The sequence below is a fragment of the Sporosarcina ureae DSM 2281 genome (assembly GCF_000425545.1).
GTDB lineage: Bacteria > Bacillota > Bacilli > Bacillales_A > Planococcaceae > Sporosarcina > Sporosarcina ureae.
Genome location: NZ_AUDQ01000010.1, coordinates 1 through 23,204, shown reverse-complemented (window position 1 = coordinate 23,204; position 23,204 = coordinate 1). Strand labels below are relative to the sequence as shown.

The following is a 23,204-nucleotide window of genomic DNA, read 5'->3' as shown; positions in this document are numbered from 1 at the left end:
ATCGGATGACGTTTTTCTACTAATTTTTATGAAAGTTCTTTTTACTTTCTATGATTGCGTCGCTCTTGATGGTCTAAGTTAGCTGGTTGCTGGCGTTTCTGATCGAAGGTAAACTCCTCACCGAACTCCATACTATCCAGCCGCTGGGGTTGTTCTAGCTGTACAGGTCTATCTTGTTGTTTTCTTTCAGGCTTTCGTTTCTTCATGAGAATCCGCATCCTTCCTACCTTTTAGATGAATTTCTTTGGCCAAGTTAGGATGAGCACAACTACAGATTCTATTCATGATAAGAAAAAACTTCACCAGCGATATACGCTTGGCGAAGTTTTGTGGTGATTATTGCAAATGCAATGGTGGTGGGAAAATCCAACCTTTTGATTTATTTAAGCTCAGTAATTTGGCACCGAATGCTACTTTCTCCATATGACACTTTGCAAACATTGCTGCCACGTCTTCACGTAGACATTGTCCCATTGCCATACTACATGAAACGAGTCCTTGTCCAACATTAATGGATATAGCTCCACTAATTTCGGGGTCCATAAAGCGTGCGCCCGCAGGAATGTCCTCAGCATTTGCTTTTGGTCTTTCAGGAAGTGCAGGTGGCGGTGTGATGCCATTTGCTTTCAGCACTTTGCCGAAATCTTTGTTCTCCGCTTTCATAGTTTTAATTGCATCTTCAAGCAGACTAATGAGATCCGTATCTTCCGCGTGGTTAACGAATGCTTCATATCCGCTGATTAGACCGTTATTTGCACCCATGAAAGCCCATATAGCTGTGATTTCTCCGTAATGCATAGGCTGATCTTTTGGATTGCCATCTAAAATACCCATAAAAACACACTCCTCATCATTGTTTTCACTTCAAGAGTAGTCTTTACAGATATCGTTTATTTATACTTATTTTTTATATGTTGTGACAAAAGAAGGTCCTGAAAAAATATTAGGTCGCTGATCGACGCCATCTTGAGTACCGCGTTTCGCATGCGCTTTTCCGTAAGCCTGTGACTCTTGCCAGTTTTTGAAGGATTCTTCGTCTTCCCACATTGTCAAAATCACATATGTACCAGAGTGTACTGGTCGCAAGACGCGAATCGCCACGAATCCTGGTTCTGCTTCTATTAGACGTGCACGGTTATTAAAGCGCTGTTCAAAAGTTTCTCTTCCTTCTTCAGTTACAGGAATATTGTTTAATACAGCAAAACGACCAGATGGTAAATCTCCGCTTTGATCCAAAATATCGTATTCGACGGCGTTGTTGAGAGTTGTCGTTTTGGCCTCTTGTAGCACAAGCACTTCTTCATCATTATTCATTAATGACGCACGCGCTTCTTCTGGTAAGTTACCTGCATCTTCTAGTGGGCCTGTCCATTTAAATAGTTTCATTTCAAACACCTCATCTTTTCTATTTTGTTGATTACAACACAGTATAACGGAGAAATGAAAATGCTTTCAATGAATAAGCAAACAGTTCTATTGGTTTAAGTTCAGAAATAGCAGGGAAGAGTAAGGGAAATACTTTTGGAGGCGATCATATGAATCAAAAATATGCAGATGTACTAGCGGTATTAGAGGATTGTATAAAGGCGTGTAACCATTGTTTTGACGCGTGTCTAAAAGAAGAAGATGTGCGTATGATGTCGGACTGTATTCGACTCGATCGAGAGTGTGCAGACATTTGTTCATATGCAATCCAGTCGATTACTCGACAAAGTCCATTTACCGATAAAATCTTGCAACTTTGTGCGGAAATTTGTGAGCAGTGTGCAGAAGAATGTGGCAAACACGATCATGATCACTGTAAGCAGTGCGCTGAAGCATGCCGCAAATGTGCAGAAGCTTGTCGCAATGTAGCTTAATTTCGTATATACAGTTAAAACACCTTCCGCTATTATGAGGGTGTTTTTGTTTGCAATGAGTTGGCTTCTCCTTGTTTAATCATTTTACATACAAAACAAAAACCTTCCATACAAGTATGGAAGGTTTTTTCTCTGTTTATGTAAGCCGTGTTTGCCGTACTTAGTCATAGAAAGTTTTAAACCACCACTCCTCAAAGTGGGTGTTTGCGGAAAACGTTCCTGTATGTCTGGATTGCTATAAGGAATCCAGCATGCCATTTCCGTTTCGTAATAAACTCCCTTTTACAGCTTAAAGGTTAAAACTTAATGTCATACGAACAATACAGCTTGTAGATTTATATTACACCTGTAAAAGCTAAAATGCAATGGAAAGTTCTTCTATTTATTGAAACTAAAACGTATGTTAGAACGTATAGAAATGAAAAGACAGGAGTGATCATGTATGGAACAGCATGAAAACAACTCGGAAAAACAACAATTGGTTACAAAACAGACACGGGAAATCAGTACGCTGAATCAGGAAGTGGATGAACTTCGTAAAGAAGTAAAACAGCTTCGTGAAGATATTGAGCTAATTGATATATTTCAAAAGAAACCCATCGTTTCATCTGCAGTCATCGGACAAATTGGTGGAATTATTATTGCTATACTAGTTATAGTCGGAATATTCTTTTAGTTAAAAACTCTGCATGATGCTATAAAAATGGTGGACTTATAGTTTTTGCTGGTTAAGTTAAAAAGCTAGTGATTTTGACACATATTACGCCTGTTTCAATTACGCTCGTACAGAGTTTATTGGGATGTTCGATTCCCGAGAGAACCCTGTACGCGATATTGAATTGCGCAACAAGCGAGGGCAAGCTAGAGCCACAATTAACGTATTCGCAGTTTTGATTAAAAGCATCATAGAAGTGTCATTCAAATTAAAATGGCAGAAAATCAGAATTTCATTATTCGCTTGTCAATGTCTATTAATTTCCCCGTTCTTCGATGATACGTACAGTAATGCCAGTTAATTCATCATGCTCAGTGAATCGTTCACTGAGCATATCTGTAAGTATATGTTTTAGAAAGTATTCTACACAGTTCATATCTTGATAAATTAGTATGGTTCTTAATGCTTCTTCATAGATTTCTATAAACAATGGCTCTGGGTTATCCTTTTGGATCTCGCCAAATGATTCATAAAGCAAATCAACTTTATCAGCAACGGATAAAATGCGCCCCTCCAATGTTTCATCCTTTCCTTCTTTTAACCGCTCCAAATATATAGCTTGAAACTCAGTAGGAAATTCTTTTTCTATAAAACTTCTTGTCATTTCTTCTTCTACTTCACCGAATAGTTTTTTCAATTCTTTCGAAGCGTATTTTACAGGTGTCTTAATATCCCCTGTAAATAGTTCTGCGTAATCATGGTTCAAAGCCTTTTCATATAGGCTTTTCCAATTCACATTCTGTCCAGATTCCTCTTCAACTGTCCCGAGGAACTGAGCAATTTTTGTTACTTTAAATGAATGGCTAGCGACAGAATGCTCCTGAAATTTGAACTTTCCAGGACAACGAATAATTAGTTCTAAATCAGATAAGCTTTTAAAGTATTGGTGTACTCCCACAGCATTCATCACCTTTATTTAGTATTTACGGCTTAAAAACATTCCTATTCATGTTTTTAAGAGGGGCTTGTCTACATGCAGCACTATTATATAGTAACCCTAATGCAGACAGAATTATACGGATAGGGAGGAATTCCATTTAGCAACAAATATATCCAATAACTAATTATAGAATAACTAGATCACAGGTGATGATGTTTAGACTCTTTATAATGTGGAATAGTATTTACAGAACATCACATAAGGAGTGGTAAGCATTATGGCTAAAATTGCAACAGTACTTGGTGATATGTTTGAGGACTCAGAATATATGAAACCGGCTGCCGCGTATAAGGAAGCTGGACACGAAGTAGAAGTGATTGGTGCGGAAGCAGGAACAGAAGTAACGGGTATGAAAGAAAATACAAAAGTGGGAATTGATAAAGCAATTGCTGACGCTAAATCGTCAGATTATGACGCGTTATTTATTCCAGGCGGATTTTCACCGGACATTTTACGTGCAGATGATCGTTTTGTGAAATTTGTCAAAGAATTTATGGATGCAAAAAAACCTGTATTCGCAATTTGTCATGGTCCACAATTGCTCATTACAGCGAAAGAGCTTGAAGGGCGAGATGCAACAGGATATACGTCCATTCGTGTAGATATGGAATATGCAGGTGCAAAATACGCAGACAAAGAAGTAGTAGTCTGTCAGAACCAACTTGTAACAAGCCGTACACCTGACGATATTCCAGCTTTTAATCGCGAATCACTAAAAATTTTAGAAAAATAATAAATACTTCGATCGTCAAGGTGTAAAAGCCTTGACGTTTTTTTGTGTCTTCTGCACATTAAACCGCTGCTTACAACATACGATAATCATACATTTTAACACCCGTTGAAAAAGATTCTCAATTGTACTTGAAAAAGGTTCTCAATGAGAGTATGCTAAAAGCAACGAATAAATCGGAAAGACGATCGCGTCTTACAAATGAAAGGTCGGGGATCTAACATGTATAAGATTGTTGCGTTGGCGGTATTAGCAGGGATTGCATTAGGTGCAGCAGCTGGATTTTCCTTTGGAAGTAAAGAACTGACAGGTATGTTCGCCGGAATGGCGGCACTTGCGTTTATCGCAGCACCGGCAGCGGTCGTCTATGCAAGTGAAAAGAAAAAATGGCATCAAGCTCACTAATACAAAAAAGCATCCAAAATTTTGGATGCTTTTTTGTATGGATGTAATCAAATATTTCCAAGTCTTATTTCTACGAGAGATTAAATCTCAATATGCAGACCATCCATTGTCAGCTTCCATGATGACACCGTTAACATAAGAGGATTCATCTGATGCAAGGAATAGCGCAATGTTTGCGATTTCTTCCTTTGTTCCAGGACGGCTCATCATGTTTACGCCTCTTAGTGCTTGCTTCATGCCGAATGCATCTGGTTGAGTCAAGCTGTTTGTAATATTAGTTGGGATTTGTGCTGGGGCAATTGCGTTACAGCGGATGTTTAACGGACCGTATTGAGAAGCAACGCTTTTTGTCATCCCTGCAACGGCGTGTTTTGATGCAGTGTAGGCCAGTCCGCCCCGACCACCTGTTACCGCTGAAATAGAAGCCATGTTGACAATAACACCTGCTTTTTTCTCTTCGAAGATAGCTAATGCTTTACGAGTTGCACGCATCACACCTGTTGTGTTGATTGCTAATACTTTATCCCATACTTCATCCGGCACTGTAGCCGCAGAGTACATATTGTCCATAATACCGGCATTGTTCACTAGAATATCAAGTGTACCGAATTGCTCGACTGCTGTATCAATCATTTTTTGTATGTCTTCCTCAACTGTTACGTTGGTTTTAACTGCTAGCGCTTCACCGCCAGCATTTTTGATTGTCTGGACAGTTTCTTCTGCACCTTCCATATTCATATCTGCGATGATGAGTTTTGCACCTTCACGCGCATATAGTTCGGCAATTTCTCGGCCAATTCCAGACCCTGCGCCAGTTACTACTGCTACTTTGTTTTCTAATCGTTTCAACAAAATCGCCTCCAATTTATTCTTGCGTTCTTATATCATTATATACTTTAACGTCTAACTATTGAAGGGAATAGCTTTTGTTTTGATTGTAAAAAAACTCGAACTGTCAGGGTTGTACTGACGGTTCGAGTTGTGCTGTTTCATATTATTGAACTTTTACGCCTTCTACTACTTCCTTTGCAGCATAAAGCGCTTGTTTCACATCAGCAATTAAATCTTCTACATCTTCTACGCCGACCGAGAAACGTAGCAGACGATCATCCACCCCACGGCGATTACGTTCTTCTAATGGGATATCCATATGCGTCTGTGTAGTCGGATACGTGATGAAGCTTTCCACACCGCCCAAACTCTCGGCGAATGAAATGAGGTTCATGTTTTCAAGGAATGGTCCTACCCATTCACTATTCTGTACTCGGAATGACAACATACCACCGATTCCAGCGTAGAGCACGTCGACAATGAGAGGTTCTTGTTCTAAATAAGATACCATCGCTTTTGCATTTGCGTCATGCTGTTTCATGCGTAAATGTAATGTTTTCAGACCACGTACGACAAGCCATGAATCAAGAGGGGACAATGTAGCGCCAATCGCATTATGGTTAGTAAATAGACGTTCGCATAATTCCTCACCCTTTGCGACGACTAAACCTGCTAGTACGTCATTATGTCCACCGATATATTTCGTTGCGCTATGAATGACGATATCTGCGCCTTCTTCAATAGGTCGCTGGAAATAGGGTGTTAGGAATGTATTATCGACAATTAGCAATAAGCCATGCTTTTTCGCCAATTCAGCATACGTCCTAATTGCTATATTTTGCATTAATGGATTTGTTGGCGTTTCTAAGAAGATTGCTTTTGTGCGATCAGTAATCGCTTGCTCGACTTCTGAAACATCATCGAACGATAAGTATCGCGTCTTAACATTGTACGTCTCTTCATATTGATTAAATAAACGATAGGTGCCGCCATATAAGTCTTCAGGTGCCAGTAGTTCTGAACCTGTCTTAAATAAGGATAAAATCAGTTGAATGGCTGCCATTCCGGAACTGCACGCAAATCCTTGATCACCGGATTCCAAGTTTGCGATACCATCCTCTAAGATAGAACGCGTAGGATTTTTTGTTCGTGTGTAATCATATCCCGTCGATTTCCCTAGACCTTCATGGTGGTACGCTGTAGACAAGTAAATAGGCGTATTGACTGCTCCGGTTTTCTCATCACTGTGGTTCCCGAGTTGTACTAATCTGGTTTCTAATCCATTGTTTGTCATGATTATCCATCCCCCCCAGCAAAATAAAAAAGAACCTCTTCTTTTCGAATAGGCCCTCGAACATACAAGTGTATACAGTATTCTCATCTTCAAGGTGGTGTCACCCTTGGAATTAGCACCGTGCCTGAGGCTGGTTGCTGAGACATCGCTGGGCCTATCCCTCCGTCTCTCTCGATAAGAATATTCACAATATAGGAAAAACTGTTGACGGATTTATTCTATCATGCGGATATACTAGAAGCAAGCTTCCTTTTATCGTCATCGGCTGATTTTTTGTTATAGCAAAAGATTTGCTATACTTATAGAGCTATTCATGACAGAAAGGAGATATTTATTTTGGCTTGGAGTTATGTCGCCCTAGCGGCTGTTATAGAGATTTTCTGGGTAGTCGGTCTACGTTACTCTGTAACGGCAATTCAATGGACTGGAACAGGTGTGGCCATTGTATTAAGCTTTTATTTCATTATCAAGGCATGCGAAAAATTACCTTCAGGCACGGTGTATGCAGTCTTTACCGGGTCGGGAGCCGCGGCAATCCTTTTGGTGGATATATTCGTCTTTCAAGCAGGTTTCACATGGGTTACGCTGACCTTTATCGGATTAATTGTCATCGGGGTAGTTGGCATCAAGTTGACTACAGATGAACAAGTAGATACTGAAGGAGGTGGCTGACGATGGCTTGGGTGTACTTGGCTATTGCCAGTCTCGGCGAGATTTTTGGTGTGGTAAGCATCAATTACTATTTACAAAAACGTTCTATTAAAAGATTGTTACTCATTGTCGGGATATTTGGTTTCGGCTTTGTTTTCCTGTCTCTTGCTATGCGTGAAATTCAGATGAGTACAGCCTACGCAGTATGGACCGGTTTAGGAGCAGCTGGAGCTGTATTGATGGGGATATTAATATTCAAAGAATCTGCTAGCGTCAAACGCCTTTTCTTTTTATCGCTCATTATTCTCGGTGCTGTTGGCTTAAAATTATTCGGATAAAGGGAGTGGACACACTGGTTTATTGGACACGATTTAATTTCGACGGGTGGTCAGTAATACTAGCTGCTACAGAAAAGGGACTTTGCTACGTGGGGCTAGCCGAAAATAGTTTAGAACAACTGAAGGATTGGGCTAAGCGATTTGATAATGAAGGAGTAAAGGAAGACGAAGCAAAGCTTGAAGTCTATAGCAATCAGCTCAAAGGGTATTTTTCGGGGAGGACTAACGATCTTTTAGCGCTGTCTCTTGATTTAAAGGGGACACCATTTCAACTGCAAGTATGGGAAATGCTACACAGAATACCCTATGGTGAAGTCGTAACCTATTCAGAAATTGCAGAACAAATAGGGAAAGCATCAGCTGTTCGCGCTGTAGCATCTGCAATAGGCAAGAATCCTGTATTGATCGTGGTGCCTTGTCACCGTGTGATTGCAAAAAGTGGAGGATTGTCAGGCTATCGAGATGGGAAAGAGCATAAAAGGAACCTGCTACAACTGGAGAAATCGCGCTTGATAAGTGATAGGACGGAGTGAGCAACATGAAATATAAGCAAATTAAACCGAAGAAAATATATGAAGAAGTGGCGGATAGTTTATTGGATTCCATTCAGTCCGGAGAGTTAAAGCCAGGTGATAAATTGGATTCTGTGCAGCAGCTGGCTGAAAACTTTACTGTTGGCAGATCAACAATTCGCGAGGCCTTATCAACATTACGTGCTAGAGGGCTTATTGAAATGCGACAGGGAGAGGGGACTTATGTCAAGGAATTCTCACCCGTCGATATGATCTTCCCGTTACAGAGTGCCATGCTCATGAATCAACAGGATATTCAATATTTATTAGCTGTGAGGAAAATAGTTGAGACCGGAGCCGCTGCGAATGCAGCAGAATCCCGTACACTATACGATTTGGAAAAGATGAAAACAGCACTCAATGAAATGAAAAAGCATGCCGGGGATATTTTGCTAGGTGAAAAAGCGGATTTGGACTTTCATTTTGCAATCGCAGAAGCAACAAAAAATCCGTTGTTGGTAAACTTGTTGAGCCAAGTTGCGGGACTGATGAGTGAATCGATGAGAGAGACGCGTCGTATTTGCCTATATTCGGAGACTGCGACAGTAGAGCGTTTGCATGATGAGCATGAGGCCATATTTTTAGCGATTAAATCACAGCAACCAGAAATTGCATCAAGTACTATGCAAGCCCATCTTCTGAATGTGGAGTCTGTTCTAATAAATCATTGGAAGTCAGTAAAAGAATAATATTATTCACTCATTTTATTTTGAGTGAATTTTTTTATAGCCAAATATATGAATGCTCTGTCAATTGACAGAGCATTGTAGTATGCTATGTAAAATGTTAGTCATCTGATGACCTGTCGATTGCGCGGGGGGTCCTAGTGAAGGAGTGAAGTGAGATGAAAGTAAGCTTATTTATAACGTGTCTTGTTGACATGTTCTATGCAGAAGCCGGTAAAGACATGGTTGAAGTATTAGAGAGACAAGGCTGTGAATTATCGTTTCCAAAAGGACAAGTATGCTGTGGACAGCCTGCTTATAACAGCGGTTACGTAGAAAATTCAAAATCAGCAATGAAGAATATGATTAAGACATTTGAAAATGCGGAGTATGTTGTCACACCTTCAGGATCTTGTGCGACCATGTTTAAATTGTATCCTGATGTATTCAAAGATGATCACAATTGGTTACAAAGAGCACAGGAGCTGGCAGATAAAACGTATGAGTTCACTCAGTTCCTTGTGAATGTATTGCAAGTGGAAAACGTAGGAGCAAAATTGAAAGGAAAAGCGACGTATCATCCGTCTTGCCATATGACGAGATTACTAGGCGCTAGTGCAGAACCGAGAAAGCTTTTGAATCAAGTGGAAGGACTGGAAATGATCCCTTTACCCAATGCGCATAATTGCTGCGGATTTGGCGGAACATTCTCCGTTAAGATGGGAGATATCTCTGAACAGATGGTAGATGAGAAGGTCGATAGTGCCATGGCGACAGAGGCAGATTATTTAATTGGGGCGGACTGTGGTTGCCTCATGAATATTGGAGGGCGTGCAGAGCGTATGGGCAAGCCGATCAGGGTTATGCATATCGCACAAGTATTGAATAATCACGAGTAAATTAAAAAAAGTGAGGTGATAGCAATGGCGATGAAGTTCAGCAAGAAAAACTTTACAGATCGAACAAAGGATAATATTTCAGATGATTTCATGAGACAGGCAGTGGCGAGTGCACAAGAACGTTTGCATGGCAGAAGACTAGACGCTGCAGAAGAGTTAGGTAGTTGGGAAGAATGGCGTTCACACGGAGAAGAAATTCGTCAGCATGTTCTTGAAAACTTGGATTACTATTTATATCAGCTAAGTGAAAATGTTGCACAACGTGGTGGTCATGTGTTTTTTGCGAAGACAGCTGAAGAAGCGAGTGATTATGTTCGGGATGTCATCAAGAAAAAAGATGGCAAAAAAGTAGTGAAGTCGAAATCCATGGTAACAGAAGAAATCAATCTAAATGCCGTTCTAGAAGAAGCTGGATGCGAAGTCATAGAGACAGACTTAGGCGAGTATATCCTTCAAGTAGATGATCATGATCCACCCTCACATATTGTAGCACCAGCACTTCATAAAAACAGAGAACAAATTCGTGAAGTTTTTGAGCAGAAGTTAGATTATCAAAATACTTCTAAACCTGAAGAATTAGCTTTGCATGCACGTGAAAAACTGCGTCAAGAATTCTTGGATGCAGACATAGGTGTTACTGGCTGCAATTTTGCGATAGCTGAAACGGGCTCAATTAGCCTCGTGACGAATGAAGGGAATGCACGACTAGTCTCTGCGTTGCCTAAAACACAAATTACGGTAATGGGGATGGAGCGGGTAGTACCTTCCTTTGAAGAATTCGAAGTACTGGTCAGCTTATTGACACGAAGTGCAGTAGGTCAAAAATTGACGAGTTATGTCACGGCGTTAACAGGTCCTAGAGATGAAGGGGACGTAGATGGTCCTGAAGAATTTCATTTAGTTATCGTCGACAATGGTCGTTCTGAAATTTTAGGGACAGAATTTCAGTCGGTGTTGCAATGTATCCGATGTGCTGCGTGTGTCAACGTGTGTCCTGTTTATCGTCATATTGGCGGACACTCATACGGCTCCATTTATTCAGGCCCGATCGGTGCTGTGCTATCGCCATTGCTTGGAGGTTACGACGATTTCAAGGAGTTGCCTTTTGCTTCCACGCTTTGCGGAGCGTGCACGGATGCTTGTCCGGTGAAAATCCCTCTTCACGAACTACTTCATACACATCGACGCATTATTGTGGAAGAAGAAGGTCGATCACCTATTTCCGAAAGACTGGCAATGAAAGCATTTGGGATCGGTGCTTCTTCCAATCCGTTGTACTCTATGGGATCAAAGGTAGCATCTACTGCGATGAAACCATTGACGAAAAATGACCGAATTTCAAAAGGTCCGGGACCACTGAAAGACTGGACAGATTTACGGGAGTTCCCGGCTGTCGGAAATACGCGTTTCCGTGACTGGTTCTATGATCAGGAAGGGGGCAAATAAGCATGGTAGGATCAATTCAAAACCGCGCCACATTTCTACAAACCATCGCGACACAACTAGGTCGAGAACCCAAAGAGAAAGTAGAAAAACCGATCTGGAAACATCAGCCTCAACGCACAGTGTTAGCGGATGCTTCAATAGATGAATTACTCGAAGTATTACGTGTACAATGCGAGCGAATTCATACAGATATCGTGGAAACGACAAAAGAATCGTTGTCGGTTGTGCTGGATGAAGTCGTAAAAGCTTACGGTGGCGGACCGCTATCTCTATGGAGAGACGAACGTTTTGAGGAATATGAATTATCGGACCTACTAGAGACAAAGTGGCCGTTAGAACAGATTGAAGTCAATAGCTGGGATCCTTCAATTGGAGTGAAGAATATCGAATTGGCTGAACAAGCGAATATCGGTATCACATTCAGCGACATGACCCTCGCAGAGTCCGGCACGGTCGTACTCTTCAGTAGTGCAGACAAAGGTCGTTCCGTCAGCTTGCTCCCAACGCATTATATTGCGTTAATTCCTAAAAGCACGCTAGTCCCAAGAATTACCCAAGCGTCAGATATGATTCGAGATAAATTAAACAATGGCCAGCAAGTCCCGTCCTGCATCAACTTCATCACAGGTCCAAGTAACTCCGCCGACATCGAAATGAACCTCGTCATTGGTGTGCATGGCCCGGTCAAAGCGACGTATATTGTTATAGAAGATTGTTAAAAATGAAGTGACGACTCTTTTCGTTTAGAAAGTGGGTAGCTAAACCAGAACCAAGTTTCACAGAGAATAATTATATGTGACAGAAAACAAATTCCGAAATTAATCGGAATCTGTCTTCTGTCTTTCTTTTGATGCAGTAGAAAGATCAAAGCATTGGGAGAATATAGTTCAATGTCACTATATTTGGTGAGCTACGCTCTAAGGAAAAGGTCCGCTTAGAACGTCCATCCACGTTTCCTCCGTGTTCATATTTCTTTCATGAACTTTTCTTTGCTAACCTTGAAAAGTTATATTTCTGAAATCGATTCACCAGTTAATGATTACTTTGCTGAGAAATAGGGGAAATAGTGTATAATGACAATATTATTGCAGCGGAAGAAGGAGACGACTATGACTTCATCATACAAAGACGACAGCTTAGCGTTACACACAGACCTATATCAAATCAATATGGCCGAATCGTATTGGGCGGACGGCATTCATGAACGGAAAGCCGTATTTGAAGTGTATTTCAGAAAAATTCCATTCGGTAACGGTTATGCGATATTTGCTGGCCTTGAACATGTACTGAAGTATCTTGAGGAGTTTTCATTCACAGAAAGCGATCTAGATTATTTACGAGAAGAGCTTGGGTTTGCGAATGACTTCCTCGATTATTTGAAAGGCGTCCGTTTCACTGGAGACGTTTACTCCATGAAAGAAGGAGAACTCGTTTTCGCGAATGAACCGATCATTCGTATTGAAGCGAACCTGATTGAAGCGCAGTTGATCGAAACAGCATTGCTAAATATTGTTAACTACCAGACATTGATCAGCACAAAAGCTAGCCGTATCAAGCAAGTAGTAAAAGATGACATTGTGATGGAATTCGGGAGCCGACGCGCGCACGAAATGGATGCCGCAGTTTGGGGCGCGCGTGCAGCGGTCATTGGTGGCGTGGAGTCCACGAGTAACGTACGTGCAGGAAAACGTTTCGGACTAACTGTTTCTGGAACGCATGCACATTCGTTTGTTCAAGCCTATAAAGATGAGTACACAGCATTCAAAGTTTACGCACAACGTCACAAAGACTGCGTCTTCTTAGTGGATACGTATAATACATTAAAGATTGGCGTTCCGACAGCTATCAAAGTAGCAAAAGAGCTTGGAGACAGCATTAATTTCATCGGTGTACGCTTGGACAGTGGAGATATTGCGTTCTTGTCAAAAGAAACTCGCCGAATGCTAGACGAAGCAGGTTTCCCGGATGCGAAAATCGTTGTATCCAATGATTTGGATGAGTACACGATTTTGAACTTGAAAGCTCAAGGAGCTCAAGTCGACATTTGGGGTATTGGAACAAAGCTGATTACGGCATATGATCAACCGGCGCTTGGAGCTGTCTATAAAATTGTCTCCATTGAAAGCGATGATGGGGAAATGCAAGATACGATTAAAATTTCAGCTAACGTAGAGAAAGTAACGACACCTGGCCGTAAAAAGCTCTATCGAATTATTGACCTCGAAAATGGTAAAGCGGAAGGCGATTATATTACGATGCATGATGAGGATCCGACAAAGGAAGAACGCCTCAAAATGTTCCACCCTGTGCATACATTTATCTCAAAGTTTGTGACGAATTTTGAAGCAGTAAACTTGCACGAGCATGTGATTCAGAATGGAACCGTTATTTATAAAAATCCTCCAGTGTATGAAATCCGTGAATTTGCACAACGAAATCTTTCTCTACTATGGGAGGAATATCAGCGTTCGTTAAATCCTGAAGAATATCCTGTTGATCTTAGTCAGAAGTGTTGGGACAATAAGAGACGTAATATAGAAGAAGTGCATGAAATGGTCGAGAACTATACCAAACATTGAAAAGGAAGTGGGAGCGTTGACATTGCAGCAAGAAATTATCCAAGCATTATGTACGAAGCCGGAAATCGACCCGCAGCAAGAGATCCGGACTTCCATTGACTTTATGAAAGCATATTTGAAAAAAAATACCTTTTTACAAGGGTTCACATTAGGTATTTCCGGTGGTCAAGACTCTACATTAGTCGGCAAGTTGGCGCAGATGGCGATTGACGAGCTGAATGAAGAAGAAGGGAAAGAAAAGTACCGCTTCTATGCTCTTCGTTTACCATACGGTGTGCAGTTTGACGAAGACGATTGCCAAGATGCATTGCGTTTTATTAAGCCGTCAATCGTTTATTCAGTCGATATTAAAGAAGCGGTGGATGCCAGTGAGCGAGCTATGAACAAAGCGGGTCTCCACATTTCTGATTTTGATAAAGGAAATGAAAAAGCGCGCGAACGTATGAAAGCACAATATTCCGTAGCAGCCATCCATCACTCTGTCGTTCTAGGTTCAGATCACGCAGCTGAAGCAATTACTGGATTTTATACAAAGTTTGGTGATGGCGCAGCGGATCTTATGCCGATCTACCGATTGAATAAACGCCAAGGAAAACAACTATTAGAAGCGCTAGATTGCCCACCACATTTATACAATAAAATCCCTACGGCTGATTTGGAAGACAATAAACCTGCCATTCCGGATGAGGTAGCATTAGGTGTGACGTATGATGAAATTGATGACTATCTGGAAGGAAAAGAAGTATCGGATGAGGCGCGAAAGCAAATAGAAGGGCATTATTTGAAATCAGCGCATAAACGCCATTTGCCTATCACGGTATTTGATGAATTTTGGAAATGAAATCTGCCGACCTTTTGTGCGTCAAAGGGTCGGCAGTTTTTTTCTGTTTGTCGAGGTTATGCGTTTCAGGTATGATAGTTTCATATAATAAGACGGATTCAGTTCGTGACGGGAGAGAATAACTATGCATTCAGAATGGATCGAACGAGTATTGGACAATATTGAAAAAGTTATTGTTGGAAAACGGGATATAGCGGAGTTAAGTATGACGGCATTATTAGCTGGCGGTCACGTATTACTGGAAGACGTACCAGGTGTTGGAAAGACGATGCTAGTGAGAGCGTTGGCGACATCAATTGGTGCGAAGTTTAAGCGGATCCAATTCACACCTGACCTATTACCTTCTGATGTTTCAGGCGTGTCCATCTATAATCCACAGACAATGCAATTTGAATTTCGTCCGGGACCTTTGATTGGTAATATCGTATTGGCTGATGAAATCAACCGAACATCACCCAAAACACAGGCTGCATTATTGGAAGGTATGGAAGAGGCATCGATTACAGTAGATGGAACGACTATTCAATTGCCGGAACCATTTTTCGTGATGGCGACACAAAACCCTGTGGAATATGAAGGGACCTACCCTCTACCGGAAGCACAGCTTGATCGTTTTATTTTCAAGTTGAAAATGGGGTATCCGACAAAGCAGCAAGAGATGGAGTTATTGAAAAGAGCGGAACGGCAAACACCGATTGAGAAAATCGATGCCATTCTGACAGTGGATGAATTATTGGAGTTACAGCGTAATGTGCGAGAAGTGACAGTAGACGATACGATTGTTTCTTATATTGTGGATTGTGCGGATGCAACCCGCCATCATGAGTCTGTTTCTTTAGGCGTAAGTCCACGAGGTTCAATGGCATTAATGAAAGCTTGCCAAGCTTACGCGTTCATAAAAGGGCGCACGTTTGTCTTGCCGGATGATGTACAATATTTGGCGTCGTTTGCATTTTCGCATCGGATGATTTTGCGTCCTGAAGCGAAATACGAAGGAATTGATGCGGAGGAAATTGTTAGTCGGATCCTCGAGCGTCAGCCGGTTCCGGTAATGCGCAGGTCTACTACTCTATGAAGGCATTGCAATCATTTGGGCGATTCGCGAGTGTCGTAGCCATTGGTACAGTTGCTTACGTCTTCGCAAAATTTCAAGGGGGCTTCGTTAGCTGGTTCATTTTCTATATGTTGATTCCATTTGTGACATACTCCGTGCTTCTCTACTTGTATCCGTTACGAGATCTAACCGTTGCACGATATATTGAAGATCGACATGTATCTAGGAGTGGACAGGTCTCCATTCGGGTGGTTTTAAAAAGGAACTTCCCTTTCCCTCTACTATATGTAATTCTAATGGATAGACGAGTTCACGCTAAGCGCGAAAAGATTGAACGGAAAATTATGCTCTTAGGATTTCGGAGAACATATGAGCACACCTATTTGCTAAAGGATGTTCAGCGTGGCGAATACACATTGCCGACAGTAGAAGTGCAAATAGTGGATTTTTTTAATTGGATTCGTAAAAGAAAAGTATTTGTTATACAAAATCATTTTTTAGTCTATCCGAGCGTAACCGATTTAGTGTATGAATCAGCATCTAATGGGACGAGCGAAGGGCAGCAACTCTCAGCTTTCATGCTAGCGAAGGATGCAACTACCCCATCTAGCATCAGGGAATATGCGCCAGGGGACCGGATGTCTTGGATTCATTGGAAATCATTTGCACGTACTTCGAAATTAATGACAAAAGAATTTGATGAACAGCGTTCGGAGCAACATACGTTGTTGCTGGATTGCGGAATATCGGAAACATTTGAAGATGCAGTGGAGTTTGCTGCATCGATTGTTGTATCCGCCAGAGAGAATCATGCCAAGTTGACCCTGATCACAGCGAGTGACCAGCCGAAAGTGTTTCCATCGATACAATCCGCAGGTCAGACGAGACAAGCATTAGTACATCTTGCGAAAATCCAACCTGAAGACACACAAAAGGTAAGATTGCCGATAGAGAAAGAAATATCTGGAGATGCGTTATTGCTTATTACAGGAAATCTTCGCATGGAGTTTGTCCGTAGCGTGTTGACATGTACTCATGATGCATCCACAATAGTTTGTTTTGTGCTCATAACAGATGAAACGAACAAAAAATCTCTAGAAGCTAATGTTAATCAAGTGAAATCGCTTGGTATTACGGTGAAAATGATTTATCCGTCTGATCGTTTATCAATGTCGAGAAAGACGGTGAATTTATGAAGAGATCAAAGTTGGATTGGAAAGTGCTGTTGTTTTTATATGCGCTCAGTTCCGTTTTGCTGTGGGAGTGGTTTATCCCGATTGTGGATTTGACGGATTTTGGACATCCATCTCTATTCATCATCTATCTAGTACTCTTTTTTGCATTGACTTTACTGCAACTGCCATGGTGGATCAGTGGAACGGTCCAGATTCTATATGTAGTATGGGCTATTCATTATATGTATTTTAATAAACTATGGATCTCTATAGCTGTGACAGGCTATATTTTGCAAGATGTCCAACAGAATGTCCTGTTGCTATTCCAAGGTAATCTCGGGGAATTATCGAATTTATTCCGTACGTTATTGTTGTTTGTGCTAGTTTGGATGATCGCTTATTTACTTCGTCACTGGATTGAAGTGCGACGTAGTATGATGATGTTCTTTGGTTTTACAATAATATTTGTAGCACTTTTGGATACGTTCACTCCATATGACGCTACTTCGTCTATAGTGAGAATTATGATAGTAGGCTTAGTAATTGTAGGTTGCCTTACAATAATTAAATTATCGGGTGATGAAGGATTGTCACTTCGTCCTAAGAGATTGCTTTTGCTTTCATTGCCAGTGGTACTGATTGTTGTATCTATCGGATTGCTATCAAGAAATGCACCGGTATATCCTCCTGCATGGCCAGATCCTGTACCGTTCTTACTATCGTTGAGTGGAGCGGAGGATAACGTATCTGACAACGGACAAGCCAGAGCGGGTTATGACCCCGATGATACGCAACTGGGTGGAGCTTTCGTCCAAAACAATCAATTGGTGTTTGAAGCATCCGTGGACGAACGGCAATATTGGCGTATTGAAACGAAAGATACATATACTTCAAAGGGCTGGATACAGGATAAAGAGTCAGATAAGGAGCTGCTGGATACAGGCGAAGATCTATGGAATAATCCCGCAGAAGGGGAAGTCTTGCATGCTACACTGGATTTCGCTGAACCACTTCCATTTCTTGCTACTCCTTATGGCACGACGAAGATTTCCTCGCCTGAAGGTTTGAATCTTATGCATGAGATGACGACGAACCGACTATATTTGTTGATGGGTCTACAAGAGAAAATTGAACAGTATGAAATGGAGTTTGTTGAACCTACATACATCCTGTCAGATTTGCAGAAAACAGAGATGGTGAACTATGAGACGGTTCCGGAGGATTTGAATAGCTATGTCCAACTACCGGAAGAATTACCGGAACGCGTGAAGGAACTGGCTTTATCGATTACAGAAAACGAAACGGCCGTCTATGACAAAGTGAAAGCCATAGAGCAATACTTCAAAAAGAACGGTTTTGTTTATGAAACGCAAAATGTTCCGGTGCCTGATGAAGAACAGGATTATGTAGATCAGTTTCTATTCGACACGAAAAAGGGCTATTGTGATAACTTCTCCACCTCCATGGCGGTCATGCTCAGGTCCGTAGATATACCAACGCGCTGGGTGAAAGGATTTGCGCCAGGAGAAATGGCATATAAAGCATCTGGGAAAAGTGTCTATCGCGTGACGAATGATGAGGCTCATTCGTGGGTAGAAGTATACATTCCCGAAATTGGATGGATGCCGTTTGAGCCGACACTAGGTTTTACACATCCAACAGAGATCGAATTCGATATTCCGAATGAAAGTTCTGAAGAAGAGGAAATTAAAAAAACTGTGAAACCGGAAGTGGAAAAAGAGAAAGAACTTCCTAAGAAAACAAAAGGTTCGCCTGCCTTCGACGCATTCAAACAAAAATATGTATGGTTGTTCAGTCAATGGTGGATTTATGTATCATTGTTTGTGTTAATTGTAGGAGCAAGTTTAATTGTCTATAGTAAAAGAAGCAATTGGCTACCGAAATGGCGTATAAAACAACTCAGGAAACTGCCAAACGGTCGCGCGAAATTTGAACAGCAATTCACACAGTTATTACAACAATTAGCTCGGACCGGACTGCCAAAAGATACCGCGATGACGCTTTCCAACTATGCGAAACTCGTAGACGAGCGGTACGGCGGAGATCGTATGGCCGTCTTAACCAATGCGTATGAAACAGGAATATACGGGAATGACTGGGAGACGCAAGAATGGGATAAGTTGAATAAAGTGTGGGAAGATTTAATTATTAGTACAACATGTTGATTTTTTAGCGAAATATGCGTAAAATATAGAGTGGATGATGCTTGAAATGTCCTCGACATATCTTGCACTAACGAACGTCAGCTATCATTGAATAGCAGTACCTGGATTCTTTGATGGAAAAGACGCGTGGAAAGTTGACTTTCTAACGCGTCTTTTGTAGTTGAGGCGTGAAATGGTATTAAAAAATTGGAAGAGGTGGATTAGTTGTCAAATGCTCCTGTGTTAGCCGGACAAGAAAAAGTTGTAGTTCTCGATTACGGCAGTAAGTATAATCAGCTCTTCACGCGTACAATCCGCGAATTTGGTGTGTATAGTGAGTTACACGCACATACAACGACAATTGAGGAAATTAAAAAAATGAATCCAGTCGGTATTGTACTTTCCGGCGGTGCAGCATCTGTTGGAGACGCGAAAGCGCATGATATCAATCCAGCAATATTTGAATTAGGTATTCCTGTATTGGGCATCAGTTACGGAGCTCAAGTAATCGTTGATCATTTAGGCGGTAAGGTAGAAAAGAATGCAGGCGGTGAAAGCAAAGAAGAAACGTTGACAGTGGATACGACGTCTACATTATTTGCTGGTCAGACTGACAATCAAAACGTCTGGGTTAGTCACAGCGCTGACATTGTCGAATTACCTGAAGGGTTTACTGCATCTGCAAAAGATTCTGCTGGTAATATTGCAGCTATTTCAAACGATGAACAACAAATCTATGCGATTCAATTCCATCCAGAAGATTATCGTTCGGAAAACGGGAAAGACTTCTTGCGTAACTTTGTTTTTGAAATCTGTAAAGCTTCAGGCGATTGGACAATGGATCGTTTCATTGAGATAGAAGTAGAGAAGATCCGCTCAACGGTTGGCGATCGTAAAGTACTTTGCGCGCTAAGTGGCGGGGTTGACTCATCAGTCGTAGCTGCTTTGATTGACCGTGCAATAGGAGATCAGTTGACATGTATTTTTGTTGACCACGGATTGCTTCGTAAAGGCGAAGTTGAAAGTGTAGTTAAGACTTTCAGTGAACAGTTCAGTATGCACTTCATTAAAGTAGATGCACGCGAACGCTTCTTAAATAAGCTCGAAGGTGTTACAGATCCTGAACAAAAACGTAAGATTATCGGCAATGAATTTATTTACGTATTTGATGAAGAATCTGCTAAACTAGACGGCATCAAATATTTAGCACAAGGTACGATTTATGCAGATATCATTGAAAGTGGAACAGCAACTTCTGCAACTATTAAATCTCACCATAATGTGGGCGGTTTGCCTGAAGATATGGACTTCGAGTTAATCGAACCATTACGTGCATTATTTAAAGATGAAGTACGTGCGGTAGGTGCGGAACTTGGATTGCCTGAAGAAATTGTTAACCGTCAACCATTCCCAGGTCCGGGACTTGGAGTTCGTGTGCTTGGGGAAATTACGGAAGATAAGCTTGAAATCGTTCGCGATGCAGACTTTATTTTACGTGATGAAATCGCAAAAGCTGGACTCGATCGTTCAATCTGGCAATATTTCGCAGTATTACCGAATATCCGTAGTGTAGGTGTTCGTAACGAACAACGTTCTTACGACTATGCGATAGGTATAAGAGCGGTTCATTCAGTAGATGGTATGACGGCAGACTGGGCTCGTATACCTTTCGATGTACTAGAAAAAATTAGTACTCGAATTACAACTGAAGTGGATCAAGTCAATCGTGTTGTATATGATATTACAGCGAAACCACCAGGCACTATTGAATGGGAATAAGTTAAACAACAGAATATGATCGTATAACGCTGGGAATAAGGCCTGGAAGTCTCTACCGAAACACCGTAAATGTTTCGACTACGATTCAAAATAGAAATGTATTTTCTATTGGATTAAAGAAGAGGCATGCGAATTTATTTCGCGTGCCTCTTTTTACATAATGAGAGTAAGGAAGGTCACAATGAAAAAATACTTTGAGTTTGATAAGCTTGGCACCAATTATCGTCGCGAAATCATCGGTGGAATTACTACGTTTTTAGCCATGGCCTATATTTTAGCGGTAAATCCAATCATGTTATCTTTGGACGTTGTACCTGACCTGCCTGATTCCATGCGTATGGATAAAGGTGCTGTATTTGTTGCCACTGCACTCGCAGCTGCTGTTGGAACACTCTTTATGGGTTTAATAGCCAGATATCCGATTGGCTTAGCGCCAGGCATGGGATTAAACGCATTCTTCGCTTTCACCGTAGTGCTTACGTATGGTATACCATGGCAAACAGGTTTGACTGGAGTGTTATTCTCAGGATTAATCTTTATTGTTCTTTCATTAACTGGGTTACGTGAAATGATCATCAATGCAATACCGGCACAACTGAAGTTTGCGGTAGGTGCAGGTATAGGTTTGTTCATTACATTCCTAGGTCTGCAAAATGCCAAGATTATTGTGGCGGATGAAAATACGTTAGTAGGTCTAGGTGATTTAACGGCTGGTCCTACATTGCTTACGATCTTTGGATTAGTCATCACGATTATTATGATGGTAAGGAAGATCAAAGGTGCTATTTTCTACGGAATGATTATGACCACGGCTTTAGGTATGGCGGTCAGTTTAATAGACGTGCCGCACAAGGTGGTAGATAAAATTCCGTCAGTCGCTCCCACGTTTGGTGCAGCTTTTGATGCGATCCTTAACGACCCAGGGTCATTGATGACAACACAATTTCTCGTGATCGTCATCACATTCCTATTCGTAGACTTCTTCGATACAGCTGGAACACTAGTTGCAGTAGCTACACAAGCAGGTCTAATGAAGGAAGACCGTCTGCCGCGTGCTGGCAAAGCATTACTTGCGGATTCCTTGGCAACCGTAACAGGAGCAGTAATGGGGACATCCACTACCACTTCTTATATTGAATCCACTGCAGGTGTTGCGGCGGGTGCCAAAACAGGCTTTGCTTCTATTGTAACCGCCTTGCTGTTTTTACTAGCAATGTTCTTCTCTCCTTTACTACTAGTCATTACACCAGCAGTTACGGCTCCTGCTTTGATTATCGTAGGGGTATTAATGGTGTCGACATTAGGAAACATAGAGTGGACTCGTTTCGAGATCGCAGTTCCAGCATTCTTTACGATTATCGCCATGCCGTTGACGTACAGTATCGCAACAGGTATCGCAATCGGTTTCGTTTTCTATCCTATTACGATGCTAGTAAGCGGTAGAAGAAAAGAAATTCATCCAATTATGTACGGGCTCTTTGTAATCTTCATTTTGTATTTCATCTATATCAAATAACACCAGACCGCTTCCTGAGCCAATAGGGAAGCGGTTTTACTATTATTTAAGCATCCCTTTAAAAGCGTTAATAGTATCGAATCTAAAAGAAAGGAAGAAGAAATTGAAAAAAGTTGTCTAAAGTTGTTGACAGTTTAAAATGCGTCTGATATAGTAATAGAACAGTCAAGAAAGCGACTGCGACATGAACCTTGAAAACTGAACAGCAAAACGTTAACGGAATACAGTTTGTGCATCTAACGATGACACAAACAAAAATGAGTATCTTAATTGATGCCAGCAAATGAAACTCGAGCTAATCGATTTTTCATGTAACTGGTTGACGAGATGTTGTGGAGTGTTAGGAAGTGATCGAGCGAAAGAGGGAGCGTACTCAGGTACGTGACCGATTGAGCGAGTGAAACTGACGACGCAATCCGCGGCATATCGTCTACCAGTATTATGGAGAGTTTGATCCTGGCTCAGGACGAACGCTGGCGGCATGCCTAATACATGCAAGTCGAGCGAACTGTTGGAAGCTTGCTTCCTTCAGTTAGCGGCGGACGGGTGAGTAACACGTGGGCAACCTGCCCTTCAGATGGGGATAACTCCGGGAAACCGGGGCTAATACCGAATAATCCATTCTCTCGCATGAGGGAATGTTGAAAGACGGCATCTCGCTGTCACTGAAGGATGGGCCCGCGGCGCATTAGCTAGTTGGTGGGGTAATGGCTCACCAAGGCGACGATGCGTAGCCGACCTGAGAGGGTG

General features: G+C 41.5%; 24 protein-coding genes, 1 rRNA gene, 1 other RNA gene and 2 riboswitches. Of the genes, 19 read left to right on the top strand and 7 right to left on the bottom strand.

All coding sequences use genetic code 11. The annotated features are described in order from the left end of the window. Positions 1 to 41: 41 nt before the first annotated feature. The 3 genes from H605_RS18955 to H605_RS0110620 all read right to left on the bottom strand — a co-directional run bounded on the left by H605_RS18955 (position 42) and on the right by H605_RS0110620 (position 1,386). Positions 42 to 206, bottom strand: a complete 165-nt coding sequence (locus H605_RS18955) for a hypothetical protein (protein ID WP_155979516.1) — start codon at positions 204 to 206, stop codon at positions 42 to 44. Between the two features lie 130 nt (positions 207 to 336). Further along, positions 337 to 834 (bottom strand): DUF3231 family protein, encoded by a 498-nt coding sequence (locus tag H605_RS0110625; protein ID WP_029054190.1) that lies wholly within the window; start codon positions 832 to 834, stop codon positions 337 to 339. Between the two features lie 66 nt (positions 835 to 900). Further along, positions 901 to 1,386, bottom strand: coding sequence for an antibiotic biosynthesis monooxygenase family protein (locus tag H605_RS0110620; RefSeq protein WP_029054189.1), 486 nt, complete (start codon positions 1,384 to 1,386; stop codon positions 901 to 903). Between the two features lie 149 nt (positions 1,387 to 1,535). On the opposite strand from H605_RS0110620, the gene H605_RS0110615 reads away from it, so the two are divergent. Beyond that, on the top strand, positions 1,536 to 1,859 hold the full coding sequence (locus H605_RS0110615) for a four-helix bundle copper-binding protein (protein WP_029054188.1): 324 nt from the start codon (positions 1,536 to 1,538) through the stop codon (positions 1,857 to 1,859). Positions 1,860 to 1,997: 138 nt separating this feature from the next. Here the strand turns inward: H605_RS0110615 and ssrS are convergent. Then, positions 1,998 to 2,191: non-coding RNA, 6S RNA (ssrS, locus tag H605_RS18665), on the bottom strand. 110 nt (positions 2,192 to 2,301) lie between these two features. Here ssrS and H605_RS0110610 point away from each other — a divergent pair. After that, on the top strand, positions 2,302 to 2,535 hold the full coding sequence (locus tag H605_RS0110610) for a hypothetical protein (RefSeq protein WP_029054187.1): 234 nt from the start codon (positions 2,302 to 2,304) through the stop codon (positions 2,533 to 2,535). Positions 2,536 to 2,830: 295 nt separating this feature from the next. On the opposite strand, the gene H605_RS0110605 is transcribed toward H605_RS0110610, so the two are convergent. Beyond that, entirely contained in the window at positions 2,831 to 3,472 is a 642-nt protein-coding gene (locus tag H605_RS0110605; RefSeq protein WP_029054186.1) for an HD domain-containing protein, read from the bottom strand. Between the two features lie 259 nt (positions 3,473 to 3,731). Between H605_RS0110605 and H605_RS0110600 the strand changes: the two genes are divergently transcribed. Continuing rightward, positions 3,732 to 4,247 (top strand): type 1 glutamine amidotransferase domain-containing protein, encoded by a 516-nt coding sequence (locus H605_RS0110600; protein ID WP_029054185.1) that lies wholly within the window; start codon positions 3,732 to 3,734, stop codon positions 4,245 to 4,247. 219 nt (positions 4,248 to 4,466) lie between these two features. After that, complete coding sequence (locus tag H605_RS0110595; protein WP_029054184.1) at positions 4,467 to 4,649, top strand: hypothetical protein; 183 nt, start codon at positions 4,467 to 4,469, stop codon at positions 4,647 to 4,649. Between the two features lie 87 nt (positions 4,650 to 4,736). Here H605_RS0110595 and H605_RS0110590 read toward each other — a convergent pair whose 3' ends face one another. Further along, positions 4,737 to 5,498: a glucose 1-dehydrogenase gene (locus H605_RS0110590; protein WP_029054183.1), complete on the bottom strand. Its 762-nt coding sequence runs from the start codon at positions 5,496 to 5,498 to the stop codon at positions 4,737 to 4,739. A gap of 145 nt (positions 5,499 to 5,643) precedes the next feature. Then, positions 5,644 to 6,774, bottom strand: a complete 1,131-nt coding sequence (locus H605_RS0110585) for a methionine biosynthesis PLP-dependent protein (protein ID WP_029054182.1) — start codon at positions 6,772 to 6,774, stop codon at positions 5,644 to 5,646. Positions 6,775 to 6,854: 80 nt separating this feature from the next. Continuing rightward, a riboswitch (SAM riboswitch) is annotated at positions 6,855 to 6,955 on the bottom strand. A gap of 155 nt (positions 6,956 to 7,110) precedes the next feature. Between H605_RS0110585 and H605_RS0110580 the strand changes: the two genes are divergently transcribed. The 15 genes from H605_RS0110580 to H605_RS0110510 form a co-directional block, all read left to right on the top strand. After that, complete coding sequence (locus tag H605_RS0110580) at positions 7,111 to 7,446, top strand: DMT family transporter (protein ID WP_029054181.1); 336 nt, start codon at positions 7,111 to 7,113, stop codon at positions 7,444 to 7,446. A gap of 2 nt (positions 7,447 to 7,448) precedes the next feature. Continuing rightward, positions 7,449 to 7,763 carry a DMT family transporter gene (locus H605_RS0110575; RefSeq protein ID WP_029054180.1) on the top strand — a complete coding sequence of 105 codons (315 nt, stop codon included), beginning with the start codon at positions 7,449 to 7,451 and terminating at the stop codon, positions 7,761 to 7,763. Between the two features lie 5 nt (positions 7,764 to 7,768). Continuing rightward, entirely contained in the window at positions 7,769 to 8,296 is a 528-nt protein-coding gene (locus H605_RS0110570) for a methylated-DNA--[protein]-cysteine S-methyltransferase (protein ID WP_335695480.1), read from the top strand. 5 nt (positions 8,297 to 8,301) lie between these two features. Next, positions 8,302 to 9,024: a FadR/GntR family transcriptional regulator gene (locus H605_RS0110565; protein WP_029054178.1), complete on the top strand. Its 723-nt coding sequence runs from the start codon at positions 8,302 to 8,304 to the stop codon at positions 9,022 to 9,024. A gap of 155 nt (positions 9,025 to 9,179) precedes the next feature. Next, a complete protein-coding gene (locus tag H605_RS0110560; RefSeq protein ID WP_029054177.1) occupies positions 9,180 to 9,899 on the top strand; it encodes a (Fe-S)-binding protein in 720 nt (239 codons plus the stop codon). 24 nt (positions 9,900 to 9,923) lie between these two features. After that, positions 9,924 to 11,345 (top strand): LutB/LldF family L-lactate oxidation iron-sulfur protein, encoded by a 1,422-nt coding sequence (locus H605_RS0110555; RefSeq protein WP_029054176.1) that lies wholly within the window; start codon positions 9,924 to 9,926, stop codon positions 11,343 to 11,345. Positions 11,346 to 11,347: 2 nt separating this feature from the next. Further along, positions 11,348 to 12,064, top strand: coding sequence for a LutC/YkgG family protein (locus H605_RS0110550; protein WP_029054175.1), 717 nt, complete (start codon positions 11,348 to 11,350; stop codon positions 12,062 to 12,064). 390 nt (positions 12,065 to 12,454) lie between these two features. Next, complete coding sequence (locus H605_RS0110545; protein WP_029054174.1) at positions 12,455 to 13,924, top strand: nicotinate phosphoribosyltransferase; 1,470 nt, start codon at positions 12,455 to 12,457, stop codon at positions 13,922 to 13,924. A 16-nt stretch (positions 13,925 to 13,940) separates the two neighbouring features. Next, positions 13,941 to 14,765: an ammonia-dependent NAD(+) synthetase gene (gene nadE, locus H605_RS0110540; RefSeq protein ID WP_029054173.1), complete on the top strand. Its 825-nt coding sequence runs from the start codon at positions 13,941 to 13,943 to the stop codon at positions 14,763 to 14,765. A 124-nt stretch (positions 14,766 to 14,889) separates the two neighbouring features. Beyond that, positions 14,890 to 15,840, top strand: coding sequence for an AAA family ATPase (locus tag H605_RS0110535; protein ID WP_029054172.1), 951 nt, complete (start codon positions 14,890 to 14,892; stop codon positions 15,838 to 15,840). Positions 15,841 to 16,115: 275 nt separating this feature from the next. Beyond that, on the top strand, positions 16,116 to 17,015 hold the full coding sequence (locus H605_RS0110530) for a DUF58 domain-containing protein (RefSeq protein WP_211225431.1): 900 nt from the start codon (positions 16,116 to 16,118) through the stop codon (positions 17,013 to 17,015). Further along, positions 17,012 to 19,180: a transglutaminase TgpA family protein gene (locus tag H605_RS0110525; RefSeq protein ID WP_037561918.1), complete on the top strand. Its 2,169-nt coding sequence runs from the start codon at positions 17,012 to 17,014 to the stop codon at positions 19,178 to 19,180. The genes H605_RS0110530 and H605_RS0110525 overlap by 4 nt, the downstream gene beginning before the upstream one ends. A 204-nt stretch (positions 19,181 to 19,384) precedes the next feature. After that, entirely contained in the window at positions 19,385 to 20,938 is a 1,554-nt protein-coding gene (gene guaA, locus H605_RS0110520; RefSeq protein WP_029054169.1) for a glutamine-hydrolyzing GMP synthase, read from the top strand. Beyond that, a riboswitch (purine riboswitch) is annotated at positions 20,938 to 21,039 on the top strand. (Overlaps the previous gene by 1 nt.) Before the next feature lie 80 nt (positions 21,040 to 21,119). Next, positions 21,120 to 22,454, top strand: a complete 1,335-nt coding sequence (locus H605_RS0110515; protein ID WP_029054168.1) for an NCS2 family permease — start codon at positions 21,120 to 21,122, stop codon at positions 22,452 to 22,454. Between the two features lie 438 nt (positions 22,455 to 22,892). Then, positions 22,893 to 23,204, top strand: a 16S ribosomal RNA gene (locus H605_RS0110510); the annotation flags it as partial.